This window comes from Vibrio sp. B1ASS3 (genome assembly GCF_905175355.1).
Classification (GTDB): domain Bacteria; phylum Pseudomonadota; class Gammaproteobacteria; order Enterobacterales; family Vibrionaceae; genus Vibrio; species Vibrio owensii.
In genome coordinates this window covers 854523-873022 of sequence record NZ_HG992743.1, presented here as the reverse complement: position 1 = coordinate 873022, position 18500 = coordinate 854523, and the positions used below count along the sequence as shown (strand labels likewise).

Sequence of the window (18500 nt, the reverse complement as noted above, 5' to 3'; positions counted from 1 at the left end):
TTGTCATGCAAAATTACCCATAAAACAGTGATCTAGGCGGCAAGTTCACGTAACAATCTACCCTGTTAATCTTGGATGAATGAAATCAACTTCTTGGCAATGTCGGTGTTATTTTGTGAACCGACAAACTGCTCAGAACCTTTGCCATAAGCGAACACTTGAACGTCAACCGCAGTGTGCCCTTTTGTTGTCCAACCGGTATAGCTCTTCTCGTTGATGATGGCTTTCACTTCTTTGTAGAGCGTTTTTGCCGGCTCCTCACTCAATTTCGCATAAGCCAGTTTTCTACCTTGCTCTTTGGACAAAGGCCAATCGACAGATTCAATCCATGTCGCGATCATGTCATTCGACTGCGCAAGAGACATCGCTAGAGGCCATGCGGTTTTATGAACGCCTTTGATCACTTCAGTATTCCACTGATACTGTCCATTCGCGCCAAGCGTTAAACCGCCAGTAGAGTGATCCGCCGTGACCACCAGTAAAGTATCGGGATGACCATCCACATAGGCTTTCGCTAACTCTACGGACTTGGCAAAGTCACTCATCTCTGCCATTGCACATGCTATATCATTCGCATGGCCACACCAGTCGATCTGGCTCCCCTCAATCATGACAAAGAAACCATTGTCCTGACGCTGCATTAGTGACAAGGCTTTATTGGTCATCTGTTCTAATCGTGTTGGATTTTCATCCAGTGCAAACGGAAAGGCCTTGTCTGCAAACAAACCTAATGCAGGTAAGGTTTGCAGAGCAGGCAATTGTTTGAAATCCGTGATGTACTGATAACCTTGCTGTTTGAACTCATCGACAAGGTTGCGATCATCACGCTCGAAATAGCGCACACCGCCACCCAGCAGTAAGTCCACTGGCAGTTGGTCATCCACTTTGTTGTCGATGTAGTCATTGGCGATGGCATCGTAGTTTCGGCGGGATTCATTGTGCGCTGCAAAACTTGCTGGGGTCGCATGGTTAATTTGTGACGTTGCCACTAAGCCTGTCGTCATCCCTTCTTCTTTTGCCATCTCTAACATGGTTTTGATTGGCTGCTTATCGGTATCCACCGCAATCGCACCGTTGTAACTTTTCACACCTGTACTAAGAGCCGTTGCGCTCGCCGCACTGTCGGTAACATAAGTGACGTCATCAGGGTATGTTTTCGCCATACCAACCAAAATGGAATCGAAGATGGTCGGTTCAATCTCTTCGGTTTTTGGATCATCGTGGTAATAACGATAAGCGGTAGTAAACGCAGGGCCCATGCCATCACCGATCATAAATATAATGTTCTTTGGTGCATCATCTGCAAAGGTAGGCGTGGCAAAAAGGCAGGCAGTAATTAGGGGGTATTTAAGCTTCATATCTCATCCATGACATAATACGATGGTGCCACAAGGGCACGCATCAACTTGTGTATCGTTCTAATTTATAAACGAATACTATCATGCAGTTGGGATGAAACATGGCGTTGCTTCATAGTTTTACAACGCACATCATTTCTTGAAGACAATCACTTCCGTCAACAAATCTGCTTTATCGGTTTCATTTGGATTGTTCAGGTAGCGCTCGATACCCAATGGCTTGGTTTTGACTTTGATGCCGTTTTGTCGAGTAAGATTCATGACAAACGACCAGGCATTCCCTAAGAACCAGTACTCGCCTTTGTGTTCAACCACATAAGTTTCACACTCAGGGATCGTCCCAGCCACAAAATCGCCAGTAGCTGCGACGCCTGCTTTCACTGGCAAGCAAGTGATGAACTCGAAATAACCTTGTTTCATGTCCATAGAAAGGTAGTAACAGAATAACTCCCCTGTCACTGGTAAGCTTTCTCGCTCTGCCATCTCGTACAGTCGCGCCATATGCTCTTGCATGACGGACCCCAATTCTGGGATGGTTCCGGAACCCATTAAGCCAATGTAGTTAATTTCATTTTGTTTGCGGGAACCGACGTCGGTAAGTTGAGACAGCACTTGGCCCGTTTCCATCTGACTCTTCAGCATGCGAAGTCCGCGGTCATAATCCATACCAATCATTGACTTAAACATGCTTTTCAAGAAGAACAAAAACCAAGGTACTCGCGATTGCATCATCCATTCAACCGTGCAGCCACTCTGTGACGGCGTCACTAAAAACGTCACTTTTGCGTGGCTTTTGAATGGTCGGAAGAAGTGAAGTTCCATATCTAGGCGGTGTTCTTGTGTGCTCTCAAGTACCATCGCCCCTGTCCCGATACGATGACCATTCCACTGATACCCAGAACCAACCACACCTTGTTCATCACTGTAGGTGAGTTCGCATTCTGGCTCCATAATGATCCACGGCGACCACTCTGGCCAATGAGTAAAGTCTTTCAAGTACTCGATGATGTCACTTTGTGTCTTTTCAATTTCGATACTTCGATTGACCTGATACGAGAGCATAACCACTCCTTCCAATTCACTTTGACTCTTTTGAGTCTAATCGATATCGAATTTTTTTCTTGTTTCACTGGCAGTTAGATACAAAAAAGCCAGAGTACGTTCTCTGGCTTTAAATAATTTGCCCGCGTTTAAGAGCGAAAATCGATTTTTGCAGTAAACCTGACGCCATCATCGTCCAGTTCAAATGGCCAACTCATTCGCTCACAGATACGCTCGACAATCACCAAACCACATCCATAGCCAGCGTTGTAGGTTTCATTGCCATCGTGGCGATTCACAATAATAAGCTGTGTCTCATTGAGAGCAATTTCTATATCACCCACACTGTAGCTGAAAGCGTTTTTTATCAGGTTATTGATGACAATCGTTACGAAGCTTTCCGGTGCATGCACCATACCACTGTTGGTCTCTTCCAACTTGTACTCCGCCCCTTGCTTGGCAAATAACGGCGCGAGTTCGTCGAGCTGCTGGTTCAAACAACGCAATAACGCATGATCAGCGTAATGTTGTGGTTCTACCTTCTCTTTACCCAATAGCAAAAAGGCCTCCGTTAACACTCGCATCTCTTCACAAGCCGACTGCATACGTGTAATTGCCTTTTGTGCGATGGGCAGTTGCTCTGGCACACGGCTCAGAATATCGGTAGACCCTTTGATCACCATGATTGGCGTGCGTAGCTCGTGTGACGCAAAGCGGCTGAACTCTTGTTCTCGTTTGAAGTAGCCCGCGATCTCGTTCTTGCTGTCTAACAGCGTCTGTTCGATATGGCGTGTTTCACTGAACTTGGTATCAACCTCAAACGTTGGTTGGTCCGGCGGCATTCTGCCAATCTTGTCTTCGATCTTCGCCAACGGTCGAGACAGAATACGCACCATGTAAACGCCATAGCCCACCATGATGATGGAGAACAAGCCACCCAAGAAGAAAGTAAATTGATGCAGCGAGCTTTCGTATTCGTCCAAGTAGTCATCGGAATCATCTTGGAAGACGATGTACATTAGCCCTTTTCCGGACGGATGCTCGAACACCACGAAGTGCTTATCTTCTTCACCTAATAAGTATTCGTAGAACCCCGGAAACTTGAACGACAACAACCAATCAGGCGTTGGCGCTTCACTCCAATACGAGTCAAACTCCATCACATTTGGCAATGGCGCATCCCACCCCATCTGTTGGTAGTTTTCTTTGTATAGTGCCACTTCGGTATCAAGCCAGTGGTGCAAGCTCAATACTTCGAGTTTATTCTCAGCAACGTAGATTAATGACCAAAACAAGGTGAACATCGCAAAGGTCATCAAGCCAAAACCCCAGCGGATCTTGCGATAGATACTCGGGTATTCTTTATGCTTTGAGTCGGTAGCCTTGTCCATGAATCGTCTCTAATCTGGAATCATCAAAACCCTTGTCGAGTGCCGTTCTTAAACCATAAATGTGGCTTCTTAACGCATCACTGCCCGGCGGTTCATCGCCCCACACATTCTCAATAACTTCAGTACGAGAAACCGCAGACGGTGCACGCTTCAATAACAACTTGAGAATTTTGGTTTGAATACGACTCAGCTTGATGTGTTTGCCCATGCGCGTCACTTCATCAGTGCGAGCATCCAAACTAATGTCGGCAAACTTCAATGTACCAATGTCTTGTCTTGGGCCTCGATTGGCCAGAGCATGAACTCTCAAGCTCAGCTCCTGCATGGCAAAAGGCTTCATCAGATAATCATCGCCACCCGCGTTAAAGGCAGCCACTTTGTCATCTAAGGTATCTTTGGCGGTTAAGAACAAAATTGGGGTACCACAAAGAAGTTCTTGGCGTAGTTTCTCAACCGTACTGATGCCATCGAGTTTTGGCATCATGATGTCCATGATGATGACATCGTAATGATTTTCTTGAATTAAATTTAGCGCAGCCTCTCCGTGGTAAGCGCAATCAATGGTCATTCCTTCGAGTTCTAGATAATCGGCAATGGTTTCTGAAACATTGTGATTATCGTCGACAATTAATATTTTCATAGGCTCACGTTTCTTCACGATCACTTCACGATACGCGTCATAAGATACAACCAAATTCATAAATAAGCTTTCAAAAATAGGTCGATATCATGAAAAAATTAGCGCTTGTAGCGGCAGTGGGTTTGGCATTATCTGGTTGTGGCGGCTCTGGTGACGGCGGTAGTTCAACACCACAACCGGTTGTGAAGCCAAGCGCTGCAATCGGTACGGTTGAATCAGTAAACGATGAAGCAAGTACCATCACGGTGAATGGTTACACTTACCGAGTGTCTGAAGTCATGTATGGCACTCAAAAAATGAACCTTGGTGCAGTACATCCAAACATGATGGTGCAAGTTGGCTCAGCAGTAAAAGCAGCGTCGAACACGACAGATGAACCCGTCGTCGTTACGCTAGAACCAACCATGACTGGAACGGTAACCGCGATTGATCATGCGAACAAAACCTTCACAGTTAACGGTGTAGAACTTCAGTTTGACGGTTTGAGCAGCGAGATCGAGCTAAACGATTGGGTCATGGTGTCATCACTACCAACTGCTGATGCTGGTTACAAAGTGCTATCCGTTGTGAAATTTGATTTTGATATCACTGGTCCTGACGAAATCGAAGGCCGTATCTCAAGCATTGATGCAAACAACAGCACGTTCAAACTTGGCGCAAACACAACGGTATCTTACAACCGAGTTGACGGTCTAGAGGTTGGTCAATGGGTTGAAGCTGAAGGCTCAATGCAAGGCGACGTGTTTGTTGCGACAGAAGTGGAAGTAGAAAACTACGACAGCCTTGTTGGCGACAATGATGTAGAAGGTATCGTGACATGGGTTGCGAACGATTACAGCCAATTCTCACTAAACTACCGTGGCAACTTTGCGGTCGACAACGCAACACGTTTTGAAGATGGTACTAAAGCGGATCTTAAACAAGGTCAAGAAGTGGAAGTAACATCGGTAATGAAGAACGGCGTTCGCACAGCGACAAACATTGAAATCGATGGCCCTGATTTTGATGGTGACCACGACAGCAACTGGCAAGGTAAAGAGTTCGAATGTGAAGGTATCGTTTCTAATTACGATGTGAATGCTGAAACCTTCCAAGTAGCTCGCTGCGAAAACGACGCAGACCAAGTTATGGCAAACAATACCGTTGTGATTGACGCCCAAACTCGCTTTGAAGGCTTAAATAAACACAACCTAAACGGTACGCGAGTAGAAGTTGAAGGTGTCATCATCAATAACCAAAACATCGCACGTGAAGTGGAAGCAGAAGGCCACGACGACTAAGTCGAATTAAGTACAACAAACACAACTAAGAAGCACCGCCTTTGTGGTGCTTCTTCCCTCTCTCGTATCGTCTTTTCTTTTCAATTTTTACAACAGATACGTATGACCAAATGAGGGATTAATAATGCGTAAAATGACACTGCCTCTAATTATGCTTTTCGGTGCTTGTGCTTCAGCAAGCAGTTTCGCGGCGACAAACAGCGACAACACACCAGAGCGATTGGAGTCTTTTGAGTGCACAGGCTTAGTAAACAGTTACGACGCAAACTCCCGAACTTTCGTGCTGGCCTGCCAAAACGATCATGGGCCAGAATTCCAAACCAAAACGGTGGTGATTGATACCAATACCCAGCTCGATGGCGTGCAAGAAGCACAATTAGATGGTGCAACGATCGAAGTCGATGGCGTAGTAATTAACGATCAAAATATCGCAAGAGAAATTGAACTCGCGAACGACTAAAGTTTCGAAATTACAACAGAAACTCGCAAGTGTCGCTTCGGCGGCACTTTTCTTTTCCTGCAAACTCACATCACTCAGTTACACTTAATTCATGTTTACACGAAGACGGTAACTGTAATGAACAAACGTAACCTTGCCCTACTTCTTCTCCTATTCGGCGCAACCTCTGCGCACGCAGGTGTTTTGAATCCAGACTGTGATGCAGAAAAAGCAGCTAAAGCAACAGCCACTAAAGCGGTTGTGGGTGTCGGTGGTCGATGTACACCAAAAGAAGCCCTAAAAGACACGACGGTAGATGCCGGTAAAGAAGCGCTGCCAGACGAAGGGCTTGCTGGGAAAGCCGTTGATGCGGCCATGCCAGAGAAAGAAAAGAAACCAATTAAAAACACGACTAAGAAGATCGTCACAGATTAATCTCAGCCTGATGTGAATCGATTTGTGTCTACTTGTTTGAAGTGAATATAGGTATAAAGTGGCTGTTGGTTTAAAGTGACCATTAGTTTAAAGTAAAAAAAAGAGCGTCCATCTGGACGCTCTTTTGTTTTTCGTTCGCTATGCTTAAGCCGCTTCGGCCTGACCAATCCAGTGGTAATGGTGGTTGGCTTTCTTACCGACTAAACCAAGTTCGGCTAGCTCTTCAAACACTTTGTCGACTTCTTCTGCCGAGAGCCTGAACTGCTTCGCCACCGCTTTTTTGGTGCAAGTAATTTGGTGACCTTTTAACGCATCACTCACCTGCTCTAATAACGTTTTTGGCTCTTCTGGTTCAAGCTCTTGTGGCGCTTCAGGCTCAGCTTCTTCTTTGATATGAGGCAAGTATCCCGCTGGCTCTGGGTCAATATCTCGAACGTTTGCTAGCGTTATACCATCGTTACGACGGAAGAAATGGCGGAAGCGGTTCTCTTCACCAATCAAACCCACAAAGAAAGCAGCAAAGAAATCCAACAAGATAGATAAGAACACCACCAAGCCCAACTGCGCTTGAGAAGAAGTCGTTCCAAATGCTTTCGCTAAGCTGTCGATCAGGCCAATCACCGAGCCTTGCGCCACTGGCGGTAAGCTATCTCGCTCTGTTGCTAAACGTTGCTGCTCTTCACGTAGCTTTTTGTTCTGCTCTTGAATGCGCGTTACGCCAGTCGCGATACGCTCCATCTCGATGTACTTTTGCGCCGCCATGTTGTTCAGTTCAATCTGCTGATCGATTGACGCAATCTGACGGTTGTAGGCTTCCACTTTCGCTTGTTCTACCGAGATATGATTTTGGGCGCTGTTGGTCGCACTGTTGATGCCACCAATACTGCCGCCGATAGAAATAGCGGCAAGCACCAAATAGAACACTAACGCCGTGAGGGCTCCGGTGTAGTTTCTGTGTGCGCGACGCTCACCGTATTCATACCAAGCGTAAAACTTGCCTGCTTCAAAGATGATGGCCAGACCGCCAAATAGCGCCTGCATCATTGGGTTTTCGTCAATCGACAAAAACAGTAAAAGAGAAAAAATAGTCGATGCTAAAATCGCAGCGCCAGTAAACGCGTACACGCTCACCATAGCAAATCGACCTTTAGGATATCGATATCCGATCTGTTGTTCGTATTTCATTGGAGAAATTTCTTAAGATTCCGCAGCCCTTATTTGACGGGCGCTTCAAGCAACTACAAAGGTGCGGAGAATACCGTATCCTTTATTAAATTACTGTCATAATTCCGTTAATGGAAAACAAGTGAGGAATAGATAATCAGTTTGAATTGAATCAGTGCGATTCTAGCACGCAAAATCACCAGCTCAATTTGCGACATTCAGCGCACCAATAGGTTTGAAAGCTTTCCGAACGATAAATCTTTGCGATATGTGTTCTCAGAATAAAAAACCGCAAAACAAATAAAACACACTCACATCACCTTTTTATAAACTCGCGATTACAATTTGATGTTCGTTTGTTACTATCCTGCGCCGAAACATAGTCTTACAGCCAATTAGCGTATCTCCGCTTCATAATAAAAAGTCGTATGGACACACTCAGAACACAGCATGGAAAGAAAGCGATAAGCGCAGTCATGATCATCATCGCTGTGCTGTTTCAGCTGTACCTAACGTCGACTGCGGCACTGAACCCTACGCAAATCCACAGCGAAAATTGGCTAAACCAAGTTCAAGATGAAAAGGTGTTGCTGTGTACCGCTGATGGCTTTAAATGGGTGGATATTAACGAACTAATTGAAGCCAACGCGCTGCCCAATTCTGAATTTGTTCAAGATCTTAACCTGCACGATGGGTTTCAGTTTGAATGTCCATTGCTGCAAGCGGCGCAATTCTTTATTGCTATCGCGTTCGGTCTGTATCTGACCACGCTCTCTTGGTTAAGACGCACCAAGCATGTTTTCACTCCCTATCATTTCGCAGCTTGCGGAAGAAAAGTTTACAAATACGTAGCGCCCAAGCAATCTCCGCCTTGTGTTTTCCACACCTAAATACTCAACGAAGTAGTCGGTAAATAAACATAACGTATTAATCCTATCGAAGAACCGACAGAGAACAGCCAGATTTAAAAAGGAAAACACAAATGATCAAACTGATGAAAACCACAACCATCGCTCTTGTCGCTTTATTGGCAAGCCCACTTGGCCTTGCTCACGAATACGAAGCAGGCAAGATTCACATCGATCATCCTTGGAGCCGTGAAGCGCCACCAAATGCCCCAGTGATTGGCGGTTTCTTCCAGCTAAGTAACCTAGGTGACGCTGATGACGCGCTGATCGCGGCTTCAACACCGATTGCTGACCGTGTGGAGATTCATACTCACACAAAAGAAGACGGCATGATGAAGATGATTAAGATTGATGAAGTCGTAGTAGAGCCTCAACAAAAAGTGGAATTCAAGCCTGGCAGCTTCCATCTCATGATCTTCAACCCAACCCAAACGCTAAAAGAAGGCGACCGTTTCCCTGTGACTTTGACGTTCAAAAAAGCAGGTAAAGTGGAAGTCGAAATGGCGGTTGAGAAGAAAGACCACATGGAAAAGCACACGCACCACCATTAATCGCTTAAACGAAAACAGCCCGCTACTTCAGCGGGCTGTTTTTCTTTTGGTACCTATGATTCTAGCCGTGTGCACCTTTGGTTGTACTGATGTGCACTTTCGATATTCCCTACTCGCTCGTTCCTCGCTCTAGGGAATGACCCTATTTAGTCTTCTGTCAAAGTTTGAGTGGCTTAGTGCTCACACATCAGCCAAACTCCCCCCTCGTCATTCCGACAAGTCTAGGCGAGATCAGGAATCTAATAACAGCTAACTCGGTCTTACTTAAAACAAACCTCTGCCCAGCGCGCTAGACCTGCGGTGACCGAGCCAAAGTAGTTGCCACTCACCACTGGAATGTTTGGCAATACTGTCTGCACTGCATCACGCAAAATAGGTGAACGCGCCGAACCGCCCGTCATAAAGATCGCATCCGGTTTCACGCCCGCTTGCTCTACCGCTTCAGTAACCAAAGCCGTCATCTTATTCTTCGGTGATTCAATCGCTTCAATCATCTCATCACGTTGAACATCGACTTCAATCAACTCAGACAACAAGTTAATGCCCGCACGGTAAGACGCTTGATCAGACAACGCGACTTTGGCTTCTTCTGCACGACGCACGATGTTGTAGCCCAGCGACTCGTGGTAAACCTCTAACAAACGAGCCAGCTTCTCAGGCTCTTGCGCTTGCTTGTGCAGCAGTTTCAACGCCGATAAGTTTTCACGTGAGTAGAAATCGCTCTGCGCTTCCACATTGTTTATCGCAATTGGGTTCCAGAACTGCGTGGTTGGCATCATGATGCCCGATTCCATCTTGCTCTCCATACCGAATGGGAACATCAGTTGTTTGAACGCCAACGCGATATCCAAATCGTTACCACCAATACGTTGACCACTGTGCGCCAACAGACTGGCGGTACGGTCGGCTTTACCTCGCCAAGATGGCCCCATCTGAATCAAAGAACAGTCTGTCGTACCACCACCGATATCGACCACTAGTATGGTTTTATCTTCGGTTAGCGTTGCTTCGTATTCCAGACCTGCGGCGACCGGTTCAAATTGGAATTCGATGTTCTGAAAACCAGCGCGTTTTGCTGCCCTTAAAAGAATGCCTTCCGCTTGAATGTTCGCCGTCTCACCGCCACGACCGTGGAAGTTGATCGGACGACCAATCACCGCATCAGTAATGATTTGCTGTGCGCTGTTCTCTGCTTGCGCTTTGATGTTGTCCATCATGGCGCAAACCAGATCTTCAAAGAAACTCAGCTGAACATCACGCAGACCAGAAGCACCAAGGAAAGACTTTGGTGATTTCACGTAATAGATATCGCGAGGATCTTCCAAGTAGCGATTCAATGCCGCTTGACCAAACGCCATGTCTTCTGGCTCAAGTTCAATACTTTCTTCACGATTAAGGTTGATCGCGCGACGCAAAACCTGCTCACCAACCTGATCGAACGGTTTGATGCTGCGATGGCGGAACAAGTGTTCAGACACCGACTCACGCGTTGGTGCAGCAAGGGTGGAAGGAATGTAAGGGCTATTCCCTTCAAGGTTTAAAAGTTGCGGTTCACCTTGTTCCATTTTCGCCACCGAACAGTTCGCGGTGCCGTAGTCAAAGCCGATATACATAAGTCCTCCCACTGACGAAAAAAAGGTCGGCAATCCTACCTCAACCTCAATGGAATTACTACCGCAACTCAATGAAATAAGTGGCGCTTACTCTTTCTCGACAGGTTCTTTCTTCATTGATGGCAACACAACCGCAAGCAACAAAGCCAACAGCAGAAATACCGGAGTGAGCGTAAGCCCATGCCAAATAGAGTATCCATCGTGGAACAACCAGAAAATGCCGACAGTCAGCAGGTAGGCAAAGTAACTGCAGAACACCAAACTAATCGCAACGAAGCGCGTACGATTGATGATTAAGATTCGCACCAAATACTGGCTCATGATCCCCGCGCAGTGTACCGCCATTTGCCAATTAATGATGAAACAAGCCAGTGCGACAAACCCAGAGATCACCAAGGCATCGTGCGTGTTGAGAATGAAGTAGCTGCCAAAGCGACTGATGATGACGGAGTAGTCGCCCTCGTACACTATCGACCATGATATGGCGTTTGCCGCAGCGACAAAGTTGGCAAAATATGCGATGGCATAAAAGGTAGTTTGAGAGCTGAATGGCTGAAAGACCTCGGAGCAATAGCCCTGCCATTCTTTTTGATTTGACGTGGGTCCGACCCAGTTACGTTTTTTGTTCGGCACTCGCTCTGCAAACGCAGGACCGTTACGAAACAACAACCAGAAAATATACAGCGCAAGTGCTACTAAGAGTATTGTAAGCATACCCTTTCCCCTCCAGAAATGTCCTTTTCCACTGCCAATGGCGTTGGGGTCGTAAACTGCACTTCCCTGTTTTTGTGCTTAATCTTGTTTTAATGCATTGTTAAACATCATAAATATACTCAAAACGGCAGTGACTACTTTATCACTACCGTTATTAAGGTTTAGCACACGATGGACGGAATTGCTGAATCTGGATAGACCAAATAGGAGGGAAAGAAACGGTCTACCCAAACGAATTATGCTTCGAGCTTTTCTTCAAACACGCCAAGCTCACGACCTAACCAAATCGCACGCTCGGTATGATCACGCAGCTCGTTGTCACTGACTGGATGAATCAAAACCGAAAAACCGCCACGAATGGTATCAAGCCATGCGATAAACTCATCACTTATCGATTCAACATGCAGCTCAAACATCGGCATCTTATGTGGACCAACCAACTTGCACACTAAAGGGAAAACGCGCAAGACATCTTGGCGTTCTTGACGAATGATCTCATTCAAGGCTTGAGCTTTATCCTGCTGCTGAAGCGGGAAGTAAACATGAATGTGGTACATAACTTCTCCATGCGTATCACTGACTTTCATTAGTCGCCACACTACCTGCATTCAACTATCGAGGGAAGCGACAAATTCAAATCTATCGTCAAAGCGTGACGGAGAGATTAACGTGTTACTGGATCTGCGCGAATATGGTTGATAAATCACTCAACCTGTCGAATTTTACAGCATAATTTTATTACAAATTTCCTGTCAAACTCAGTGATTCCCTTCAACTTCGAAAACGTACAATTCAAAAAAGCAGTATTTTATCCTAGAAAACTACGGTGTAAGCGAAACTTTACTGTGGGTTACAACTCAAATTAAAGCATAATTTAACAATTTGTTTACACTTACTGTATCTGGTTATACCAAGATTCATCACTGGATTAGGCGGTGTAAACAGCAGTAATAAATGACGCCTTGTGTTTTACCAGAACACACTTTTGTTAGAGAGACGAGCACCAAAAGCGTCGATAGCTATCAAAACAACTGCAATCCTAGGTATGACCTTTTGCGCTGATATCAAAGCCTGAGTACCCATACAGGCTGAGATCGAAACAATGAGCAGCTGCAGTCCAAAAGACCCGCAGCGTCAAAAGGAGCTTGAGATGAACGTTCAGGCATTACCCATGCATCGGTTTATCGACCATGATGGGAACCTCGTCAGCCAACTACCCAACTGGGCTGATCTCGAAATATTGGTCGGGTTTTACCAAGACATGGTATTAACTCGCACCTACGATAACAAAGCCGTTGCCCTGCAACGCACTGGTAAATTAGGCACCTACCCATCACACCTTGGCTCGGAAGCCGTTGGGATAGCAGTAGGCAGAGCGCTAAAAGCCAGTGATGTATTTGTTCCTTATTATCGCGATATGCCCGCCATGTGGTGTCGTGGTATAGGCATGGAAAAGAACCTGCAATACTGGGGAGGCGATGAACGCGGCAGCGACTTCGCTCCTGAAGGCAGCCCTTTTCCTAGCAAAGATCTGCCCTTCTGTGTCCCAATCGCAACCCAGTGTACCCATGCCGTTGGTGTTGCAGCAGCACTGAAAATCCAAGGCAATCACGATGCGGCTTTGGTGATGTGCGGCGATGGCGGCACTTCCAAAGGCGACTTCCTTGAATCCATTAACTGTGCGGGCGCATGGAACATCCCATTAGTCTTTGTGGTGAACAACAACCAATGGGCGATTTCCGTGCCACGTAGCTTGCAATGTGCTGCGGAATTTCTCTCAGAGAAAGCCAAAGGTGCTGGCATTCCTGGTATTACGGTGGATGGCAACGATGTCGTCGCGGTATTTGATGCAACAATGACCGCCCTTGAACGAGCCAGAAAAGGCAAAGGCGCAACGTTAATTGAAGCAGTAAGTTACCGCTTGAGCGATCACACCACCGCCGACGACGCGACCCGTTATCGTAACGAGGATGAGGTTCAAACGGCTTGGCAATATGAACCCGTTCGTCGACTTAAAGCCTTTCTCACCAATCAAGGCGTTTGGAGTAACGAGAAAGAACAAGAGTGGCAAGCCCACTGTAAAGAACAAGTAGAACTCGCCGTTGAACGTTATCTCAACATGCCAAATCAAGCACCTGAAACGGGCTTCGATTTCCTTTATGAATCCCTACCCCAAGAGCTTCATTCGCAAAGGGATGAGCTAATCAACAAAGCAATGCGAATGCAGGGAGGGAAACATGGCTGAACTCACGCTAGTTGAAGCAGTGAACCTCGCACTGCACCATGAAATGGAACACGATCCGAATGTCATCGTCCTTGGCGAAGACGTGGGTGACAACGGCGGTGTATTCCGCGCCACTGTAGGACTCAAACAAAAATACGGTCTTAAGCGCGTTATCGACACACCTCTAGCTGAAGCGCTTATTGGCGGAGTCACTGTCGGCATGGCAACGCAAGGTTTACGACCTGTGGCAGAGTTTCAATTCCAAGGCTTTGTCTTCCCTGCATTGGAACATTTGATGTGTCACGCGGCACGAATGCGTAACCGTACTCGTGGTCGACTCACCTGCCCTGCAGTGTTCCGCGCGCCCTTTGGTGGCGGTATTCATGCACCAGAGCATCACTCCGAAAGTGTCGAAGCGTTGTTCGCTCACACCGCAGGTTTTAAGGTTGTGATTCCTTCATCACCGCAACGCGCTTATGGTTTGCTCCTAGCAGCCATTCGTAGCAACGATCCGGTGATGTTCTTTGAGCCAAAACGTATCTATCGCACGGTGAAATCTGAAGTGGTGGATAACGGCGAAGCGCTACCTCTCGACACTTGCTTTACCCTTCGCAAAGGTCGCGACATTACGTTAGTGACTTGGGGGGCATGCGTGGTCGAATCACTGCAAGCGGCTCAAACGCTGTCCAATCAAGGTATCGAAGTTGAGGTGATTGATTTAGCCAGCATCAAACCCATTGATACCGCGACCATCTTCCGTTCGCTAGAGAAAACCGGACGCCTCTTGGTGGTACATGAAGCCAGCAAAACCTGTGGTGTCGGCTCAGAATTGCTAGCCAGAACCGCAGAACATGCGATGTGCCTACTCAAAGCACCACCAAAACGCGTCACGGGCATGGATACCATCATGCCGTACTACCGCAACGAAGATTATTACATGATTCAGGAAGAAGACATTGTTCTCGCCGCGCGCGAACTCGTGGAGGATTGGAAATGAAGACATTTAACTTACCCGATCTCGGCGAAGGTCTCGCTGAGTCAGAAATTGTGAAATGGCATATCAGTGTCGGCGATATGGTCAAGCTCGATCAAGTGGTGCTTACCGTCGAAACCGCAAAAGCGACCGTGGACGTCCCTGCGCCTTATGGCGGTCGCATCGTGAGTCGTCATGGTGAAGAAGGCGACGTAATCAACATTGGTGCTTTACTTCTGGAAATCGATGAAACGGGCGCAGAGCAGACCGTCTCCGAGCAGAAACAAACTGCCGATGCAGCAACCGTGGTTGGTAATGTCTCCCAACATGCACACAGCGTCAATGTGGACGATTTCTGGATTGGTGGCGAACACAATCCATCGCCAGATAACCTCATCACTGCGCTTCCTTCCGCTCGCTTATTGGCGAAGAAACTGGGTGTGGATTTGGAGTTGGTCAAAGGCAGCGGTCCGGATGGTTTGATCGTCGATGCCGATATCTACGATGAAGCGGGCAAACAACGTCCCGGTACAGAAGTACTTAAAGGCGCACGCCGAACCATGGTGTCGACCATGGCGGAATCCCATCACAATGTCGCGGCAGTGACCATTACTGAGGAAGCTGTCTTAGATGGCTGGAAGCAAGGTGAAGACATCAGTATTCGTCTAGTCCAAGCCATTGTGCATGCATGTCAGGAAGAACCCGCCATGAATGCATGGTTTGATGCAGAAACCATGACGCGTTGTGTCCACAGCACGGTGAATATTGGTATTGCCGTAGACAGTAGACACGGTTTGTACGTGCCTGTTCTGCGACATGCCGACGAATATGAGCCTCAGGAAGTACGCCGTTGGTTAGATCAAACCGTACAAGGCATACGCGAACGCAAGATTGGTCGTGAGCAGTTACAGCACGCCACAATTACGCTTTCAAACTTTGGTGCGATTGCAGGCATTTACGCAACGCCAGTGGTCACGCCGCCACAAGTTGCGATTGTAGGTGCAGGTCGAATCATTGAGAAGGTTGTAATTCGAGACGGGCAAGCTGTGGCAGTGAAAGCCATGCCGCTGTCGATTACGTTTGACCACCGTGCATGTACCGGCGGTGAAGCAGCAAGGTTCACAAAAGTACTGGCAGAGCACTTGAGAAAAGCGAGCGTTTAAGCAATGTTTGTCATAAATAATAAAGGGCTTCTGATTGGAAGCCCTTTTGTTTTGAGATTGAATTTGAAAAGATTCTGAATCACGCTCGTTCCTCGCTGTTCAGAATGACGACTTAAAGTAGTGAGCAAGAAGAGACTCCCTACTCCCTCACTCTTCGCTCTAGGGAATGACGCTGTTTGGTTTTCACTCAGCAAAAGCTCCCTAATAATCTGATTCTTAAGAAGAAACTCTAACGCGATATTCCAGCAAGCCTAAGCGCGACTAGGAATCTAATGACAACGAAAGCTGAAGCACCTTCATAGACACAAACCCGCAACACGCTTTGACAACAGATTCTGAATCACGCTCGTTCCTCGCTGTTCAGAATGACAACTTAAAGTAGCGAGCATGAAGGGATTCCCTACTCGCTCATTCTTCGCTCTAGGGAATGAGGCGGTTTGGTTTGCACTTAGCAAAAAGCGACTTAAGAATTTGAATCTTAACAAGAAACTCTAGCGCGTCATTCCAGCAAGCCTAGGCGCGACTAGGAATCTAATGACAACGAAAGCTGAAGCACCTTTATAGCAATAAACTAACCGCGCACTTTGACAATAGATTCTGAATCACACTCGTTCCTCGCTGTTCAGAATGACAACTTAAGGTAGCGAGCAAGAAGGGACTCCCTACTCGTTCATTCTTCACTCTAGGGAATGACGCCCGAAAAATAGCGAACTTAAACCTTATCCAACAACTCCGGCATAATCTCAAACAAATCACCAACCAAACCATAGTCTGAGACTTGGAAGATTGGCGCTTCAGGATCACTGTTGATCGCCACAATTACCTTGGAATCTTTCATCCCTGCCAAATGCTGAATGGCTCCGGAAATACCCACGGCAATGTACAGTTGAGGCGCGACAATCTTACCCGTTTGCCCAACTTGCAAATCGTTAGAGACAAAGCCTGCGTCTACCGCAGCGCGTGATGCACCAATTGCACCACCAAGCTTGTCAGCAAGTTGTTCCACCAGCGCAAAATTCTCTTTGCTGCCTAACCCTCGACCACCAGAAACCACAACGTTTGCTGCTGGTAGCTCTGGTCTTTCGCTTTCCGCTTTTTGCTGTGAAACAAACTCACTGTGCTCTGCCTTAATGACCGTTTCTAACGTCACGACATTCTCCATTACTGGTAAGTCAGACACAGCAATTGCGTCAAACGCTGAACTTCGAATCGTCATCACTTTGGTAGCATCGTCCGAACGAACTCTGGCTAACGCATTACCGGCATAGATAGGGCGAACAACCGTATCGAGCGATTCAATTGCAATCACATCTGACAGTTGCCCAACATCCAGTAAAGCAGCGACACGGGGCATCAAGTTCTTACCGAAGGTACTGGCAGGGGCTAGGATATGAGAATAATCCCGACCAACTTCGGCAATCAAAGTAGACAGGTTTTCTGCCAATGCATGCTGATATTCAGTAGCATCAATAGCGATGATCTGCGAGATACCTTGCACACACTTCAACTCATTCAATACTGAGCTACATTGGTGTCCGACTAACAAGGCGGTGACAGGCAAAGAGGCACCGTTTTGTTGAATTTGAGAAGCCGCGCTCAACGCACGTAATGTATCTGCTGAAAGTGATTGGTTATCGTGTTCTACAACGACCAAGGTTGCTAACGGTTTGTTTTCCATGGTTATGCCTCCTAAATCACTTTCGCTTCATTTTTGAGCTTGTCGACTAACTCGTTCACACTGCCAACCATCTCACCAGCTTTACGGGCAGGCGGTGTCATGACTTCCAGCACTTGCTGAGAGCGCTCAACACTCACACCAAAAAAGTCTGGCGTCATAACTGATAGCGGCTTCTTCTTCGCTTTCATGATATTCGGTAGCGAGGCGTAACGCGGTTCATTCAAACGCAAATCCGTACTGATGATCGCAGGCAGATCCAGTTTGAGCGTTTCTAAGCCACCGTCGATTTCTCGAGTAACTAGAACCGTTTCCCCTTCTACTTTCACTTCCGATGCAAATGTCCCTTGTGGACGATTCGTCAGTGCTGCCATCATTTGCGCGACTTGGTTGTTATCCGTATCGATTGACTGTTTACCCAACAACACCAGTTGAGCCTGTTCTTGCTCCATCACAGCTTTGAGTAACTTCGCGACCGCAAGCGGTTCTGGTGACTGTTCAACATCAATATGAATCGCACGATCCGCACCTAATGCAAGCGCTGAGCGCAATTGTTCCTGACAACTGGTGTCACCAATCGACACCACCAACACCTCCTCTGCTACCCCAGTTTCTTTCAGGCGTACTGCCTCTTCCACCGCGATTTCACAGAATGGGTTCATCGTCATTTTCACGTTGTTGGTTTCCACACCGGAACCATCAGATTTCACTCTTACTTTAACGTAAGGGTCAATTACACGTTTAATCGCAACCAGTACTTTCACATTCCCTCCTAGCAGATCGCAAAGCGATACGCGTCCTAGCAATTGGGTCATGCGTAACAAAGATTTGTGTTAAAGCTTTGGCTTTTCATTACTTTGCTAACAAAAAACGCATTGTGACATTGTCACAAAAAATCTTTATCACGCCCTATGACGTTACCATTTGAGCT

18 protein-coding genes are annotated in these 18500 nt (G+C 46.8%); 8 read left to right on the top strand and 10 right to left on the bottom strand.

Annotated elements, in window-relative coordinates; all coding sequences use genetic code 11:
* Positions 1 to 65: 65 nt before the first annotated feature.
* From KJB05_RS22375 to KJB05_RS22360, 4 genes are all read right to left on the bottom strand, one after another.
* Positions 66 to 1358: an alkaline phosphatase gene (locus tag KJB05_RS22375; RefSeq protein ID WP_208445765.1), complete on the bottom strand. Its 1293-nt coding sequence runs from the start codon at positions 1356 to 1358 to the stop codon at positions 66 to 68.
* A 132-nt stretch (positions 1359 to 1490) separates the two neighbouring features.
* Positions 1491 to 2420: an SRPBCC family protein gene (locus tag KJB05_RS22370; RefSeq protein ID WP_208445766.1), complete on the bottom strand. Its 930-nt coding sequence runs from the start codon at positions 2418 to 2420 to the stop codon at positions 1491 to 1493.
* 128 nt (positions 2421 to 2548) lie between these two features.
* Positions 2549 to 3790, bottom strand: coding sequence for a HAMP domain-containing sensor histidine kinase (locus tag KJB05_RS22365; protein WP_208445767.1), 1242 nt, complete (start codon positions 3788 to 3790; stop codon positions 2549 to 2551).
* On the bottom strand, positions 3762 to 4430 hold the full coding sequence (locus tag KJB05_RS22360) for a response regulator transcription factor (protein WP_009704613.1): 669 nt from the start codon (positions 4428 to 4430) through the stop codon (positions 3762 to 3764). The genes KJB05_RS22365 and KJB05_RS22360 overlap by 29 nt, the downstream gene beginning before the upstream one ends.
* A gap of 89 nt (positions 4431 to 4519) precedes the next feature.
* On the opposite strand from KJB05_RS22360, the gene KJB05_RS22355 reads away from it, so the two are divergent.
* From KJB05_RS22355 to KJB05_RS22345, 3 genes are all read left to right on the top strand, one after another.
* The gene (locus KJB05_RS22355; RefSeq protein WP_208445768.1) at positions 4520 to 5710 is read left to right on the top strand and encodes a DUF5666 domain-containing protein; all 1191 of its coding nucleotides are present in this window, start codon (positions 4520 to 4522) and stop codon (positions 5708 to 5710) included.
* Positions 5711 to 5834: 124 nt separating this feature from the next.
* A complete protein-coding gene (locus KJB05_RS22350) occupies positions 5835 to 6170 on the top strand; it encodes a hypothetical protein (protein WP_009704615.1) in 336 nt (111 codons plus the stop codon).
* A gap of 117 nt (positions 6171 to 6287) precedes the next feature.
* A complete protein-coding gene (locus tag KJB05_RS22345; RefSeq protein WP_208445769.1) occupies positions 6288 to 6584 on the top strand; it encodes a hypothetical protein in 297 nt (98 codons plus the stop codon).
* 144 nt (positions 6585 to 6728) lie between these two features.
* On the opposite strand, the gene KJB05_RS22340 is transcribed toward KJB05_RS22345, so the two are convergent.
* On the bottom strand, positions 6729 to 7769 hold the full coding sequence (locus KJB05_RS22340) for a Preprotein translocase subunit SecY (protein WP_208445770.1): 1041 nt from the start codon (positions 7767 to 7769) through the stop codon (positions 6729 to 6731).
* Positions 7770 to 8176: 407 nt separating this feature from the next.
* Here KJB05_RS22340 and KJB05_RS22335 point away from each other — a divergent pair, with 407 nt between their 5' ends.
* On the top strand, positions 8177 to 8638 hold the full coding sequence (locus KJB05_RS22335; protein WP_039985069.1) for a hypothetical protein: 462 nt from the start codon (positions 8177 to 8179) through the stop codon (positions 8636 to 8638).
* Positions 8639 to 8730: 92 nt separating this feature from the next.
* Positions 8731 to 9207 (top strand): copper chaperone PCu(A)C, encoded by a 477-nt coding sequence (locus tag KJB05_RS22330; protein ID WP_208445771.1) that lies wholly within the window; start codon positions 8731 to 8733, stop codon positions 9205 to 9207.
* Positions 9208 to 9467: 260 nt separating this feature from the next.
* Here KJB05_RS22330 and yegD read toward each other — a convergent pair whose 3' ends face one another.
* From yegD to KJB05_RS22315, 3 genes are all read right to left on the bottom strand, one after another.
* Complete coding sequence (yegD, locus tag KJB05_RS22325; RefSeq protein ID WP_049537613.1) at positions 9468 to 10820, bottom strand: molecular chaperone; 1353 nt, start codon at positions 10818 to 10820, stop codon at positions 9468 to 9470.
* Positions 10821 to 10907: 87 nt separating this feature from the next.
* Positions 10908 to 11534: a hypothetical protein gene (locus KJB05_RS22320; protein ID WP_061011048.1), complete on the bottom strand. Its 627-nt coding sequence runs from the start codon at positions 11532 to 11534 to the stop codon at positions 10908 to 10910.
* A gap of 236 nt (positions 11535 to 11770) precedes the next feature.
* A complete protein-coding gene (locus KJB05_RS22315; protein WP_005450131.1) occupies positions 11771 to 12091 on the bottom strand; it encodes a DOPA 4,5-dioxygenase family protein in 321 nt (106 codons plus the stop codon).
* 593 nt (positions 12092 to 12684) lie between these two features.
* Here KJB05_RS22315 and pdhA point away from each other — a divergent pair.
* Genes pdhA through KJB05_RS22300 form a run of 3 tightly spaced genes read left to right on the top strand, consistent with a single transcriptional unit; the run spans position 12685 to position 15894 of the window.
* The gene (gene pdhA / locus KJB05_RS22310; protein WP_208445777.1) at positions 12685 to 13779 is read left to right on the top strand and encodes a pyruvate dehydrogenase (acetyl-transferring) E1 component subunit alpha; all 1095 of its coding nucleotides are present in this window, start codon (positions 12685 to 12687) and stop codon (positions 13777 to 13779) included.
* Positions 13772 to 14755 carry an alpha-ketoacid dehydrogenase subunit beta gene (locus tag KJB05_RS22305; RefSeq protein WP_009696326.1) on the top strand — a complete coding sequence of 328 codons (984 nt, stop codon included), beginning with the start codon at positions 13772 to 13774 and terminating at the stop codon, positions 14753 to 14755. The genes pdhA and KJB05_RS22305 overlap by 8 nt, the downstream gene beginning before the upstream one ends.
* Positions 14752 to 15894, top strand: a complete 1143-nt coding sequence (locus tag KJB05_RS22300; RefSeq protein ID WP_009700782.1) for a dihydrolipoamide acetyltransferase family protein — start codon at positions 14752 to 14754, stop codon at positions 15892 to 15894. The genes KJB05_RS22305 and KJB05_RS22300 overlap by 4 nt, the downstream gene beginning before the upstream one ends.
* Positions 15895 to 16606: 712 nt before the next feature.
* On the opposite strand, the gene KJB05_RS22295 is transcribed toward KJB05_RS22300, so the two are convergent.
* Positions 16607 to 17572, bottom strand: coding sequence for an FAD-binding protein (locus KJB05_RS22295; RefSeq protein WP_208445772.1), 966 nt, complete (start codon positions 17570 to 17572; stop codon positions 16607 to 16609).
* An 11-nt stretch (positions 17573 to 17583) separates the two neighbouring features.
* Positions 17584 to 18333, bottom strand: a complete 750-nt coding sequence (locus KJB05_RS22290; RefSeq protein WP_208445773.1) for an electron transfer flavoprotein subunit beta/FixA family protein — start codon at positions 18331 to 18333, stop codon at positions 17584 to 17586.
* Between the last annotated feature and the right edge of the window lie 167 nt (positions 18334 to 18500).

Bases quoted from the DNA above. Each gene is read 5' to 3' on its own strand.
- KJB05_RS22340 (WP_208445770.1), bottom strand. From the start codon at position 7,769: ATGAAATACGAACAACAGATCGGATATCGATATCCTAAAGGTCGATTT.
- KJB05_RS22370 (WP_208445766.1), bottom strand. From the start codon at position 2,420: ATGCTCTCGTATCAGGTCAATCGAAGTATCGAAATTGAAAAGACACAA.
- KJB05_RS22345 (WP_208445769.1), top strand. From the start codon at position 6,288: ATGAACAAACGTAACCTTGCCCTACTTCTTCTCCTATTCGGCGCAACC.
- KJB05_RS22335 (WP_039985069.1), top strand. From the start codon at position 8,177: ATGGACACACTCAGAACACAGCATGGAAAGAAAGCGATAAGCGCAGTC.
- KJB05_RS22365 (WP_208445767.1), bottom strand. From the start codon at position 3,790: ATGGACAAGGCTACCGACTCAAAGCATAAAGAATACCCGAGTATCTAT.
- KJB05_RS22320 (WP_061011048.1), bottom strand. From the start codon at position 11,534: ATGCTTACAATACTCTTAGTAGCACTTGCGCTGTATATTTTCTGGTTG.
- KJB05_RS22305 (WP_009696326.1), top strand. From the start codon at position 13,772: ATGGCTGAACTCACGCTAGTTGAAGCAGTGAACCTCGCACTGCACCAT.
- KJB05_RS22295 (WP_208445772.1), bottom strand. From the start codon at position 17,572: ATGGAAAACAAACCGTTAGCAACCTTGGTCGTTGTAGAACACGATAAC.
- KJB05_RS22300 (WP_009700782.1), top strand. From the start codon at position 14,752: ATGAAGACATTTAACTTACCCGATCTCGGCGAAGGTCTCGCTGAGTCA.
- yegD (WP_049537613.1), bottom strand. From the start codon at position 10,820: ATGTATATCGGCTTTGACTACGGCACCGCGAACTGTTCGGTGGCGAAA.
- pdhA (WP_208445777.1), top strand. From the start codon at position 12,685: ATGAACGTTCAGGCATTACCCATGCATCGGTTTATCGACCATGATGGG.
- KJB05_RS22330 (WP_208445771.1), top strand. From the start codon at position 8,731: ATGATCAAACTGATGAAAACCACAACCATCGCTCTTGTCGCTTTATTG.
- KJB05_RS22315 (WP_005450131.1), bottom strand. From the start codon at position 12,091: ATGTACCACATTCATGTTTACTTCCCGCTTCAGCAGCAGGATAAAGCT.
- KJB05_RS22350 (WP_009704615.1), top strand. From the start codon at position 5,835: ATGCGTAAAATGACACTGCCTCTAATTATGCTTTTCGGTGCTTGTGCT.
- KJB05_RS22355 (WP_208445768.1), top strand. From the start codon at position 4,520: ATGAAAAAATTAGCGCTTGTAGCGGCAGTGGGTTTGGCATTATCTGGT.
- KJB05_RS22360 (WP_009704613.1), bottom strand. From the start codon at position 4,430: ATGAAAATATTAATTGTCGACGATAATCACAATGTTTCAGAAACCATT.
- KJB05_RS22375 (WP_208445765.1), bottom strand. From the start codon at position 1,358: ATGAAGCTTAAATACCCCCTAATTACTGCCTGCCTTTTTGCCACGCCT.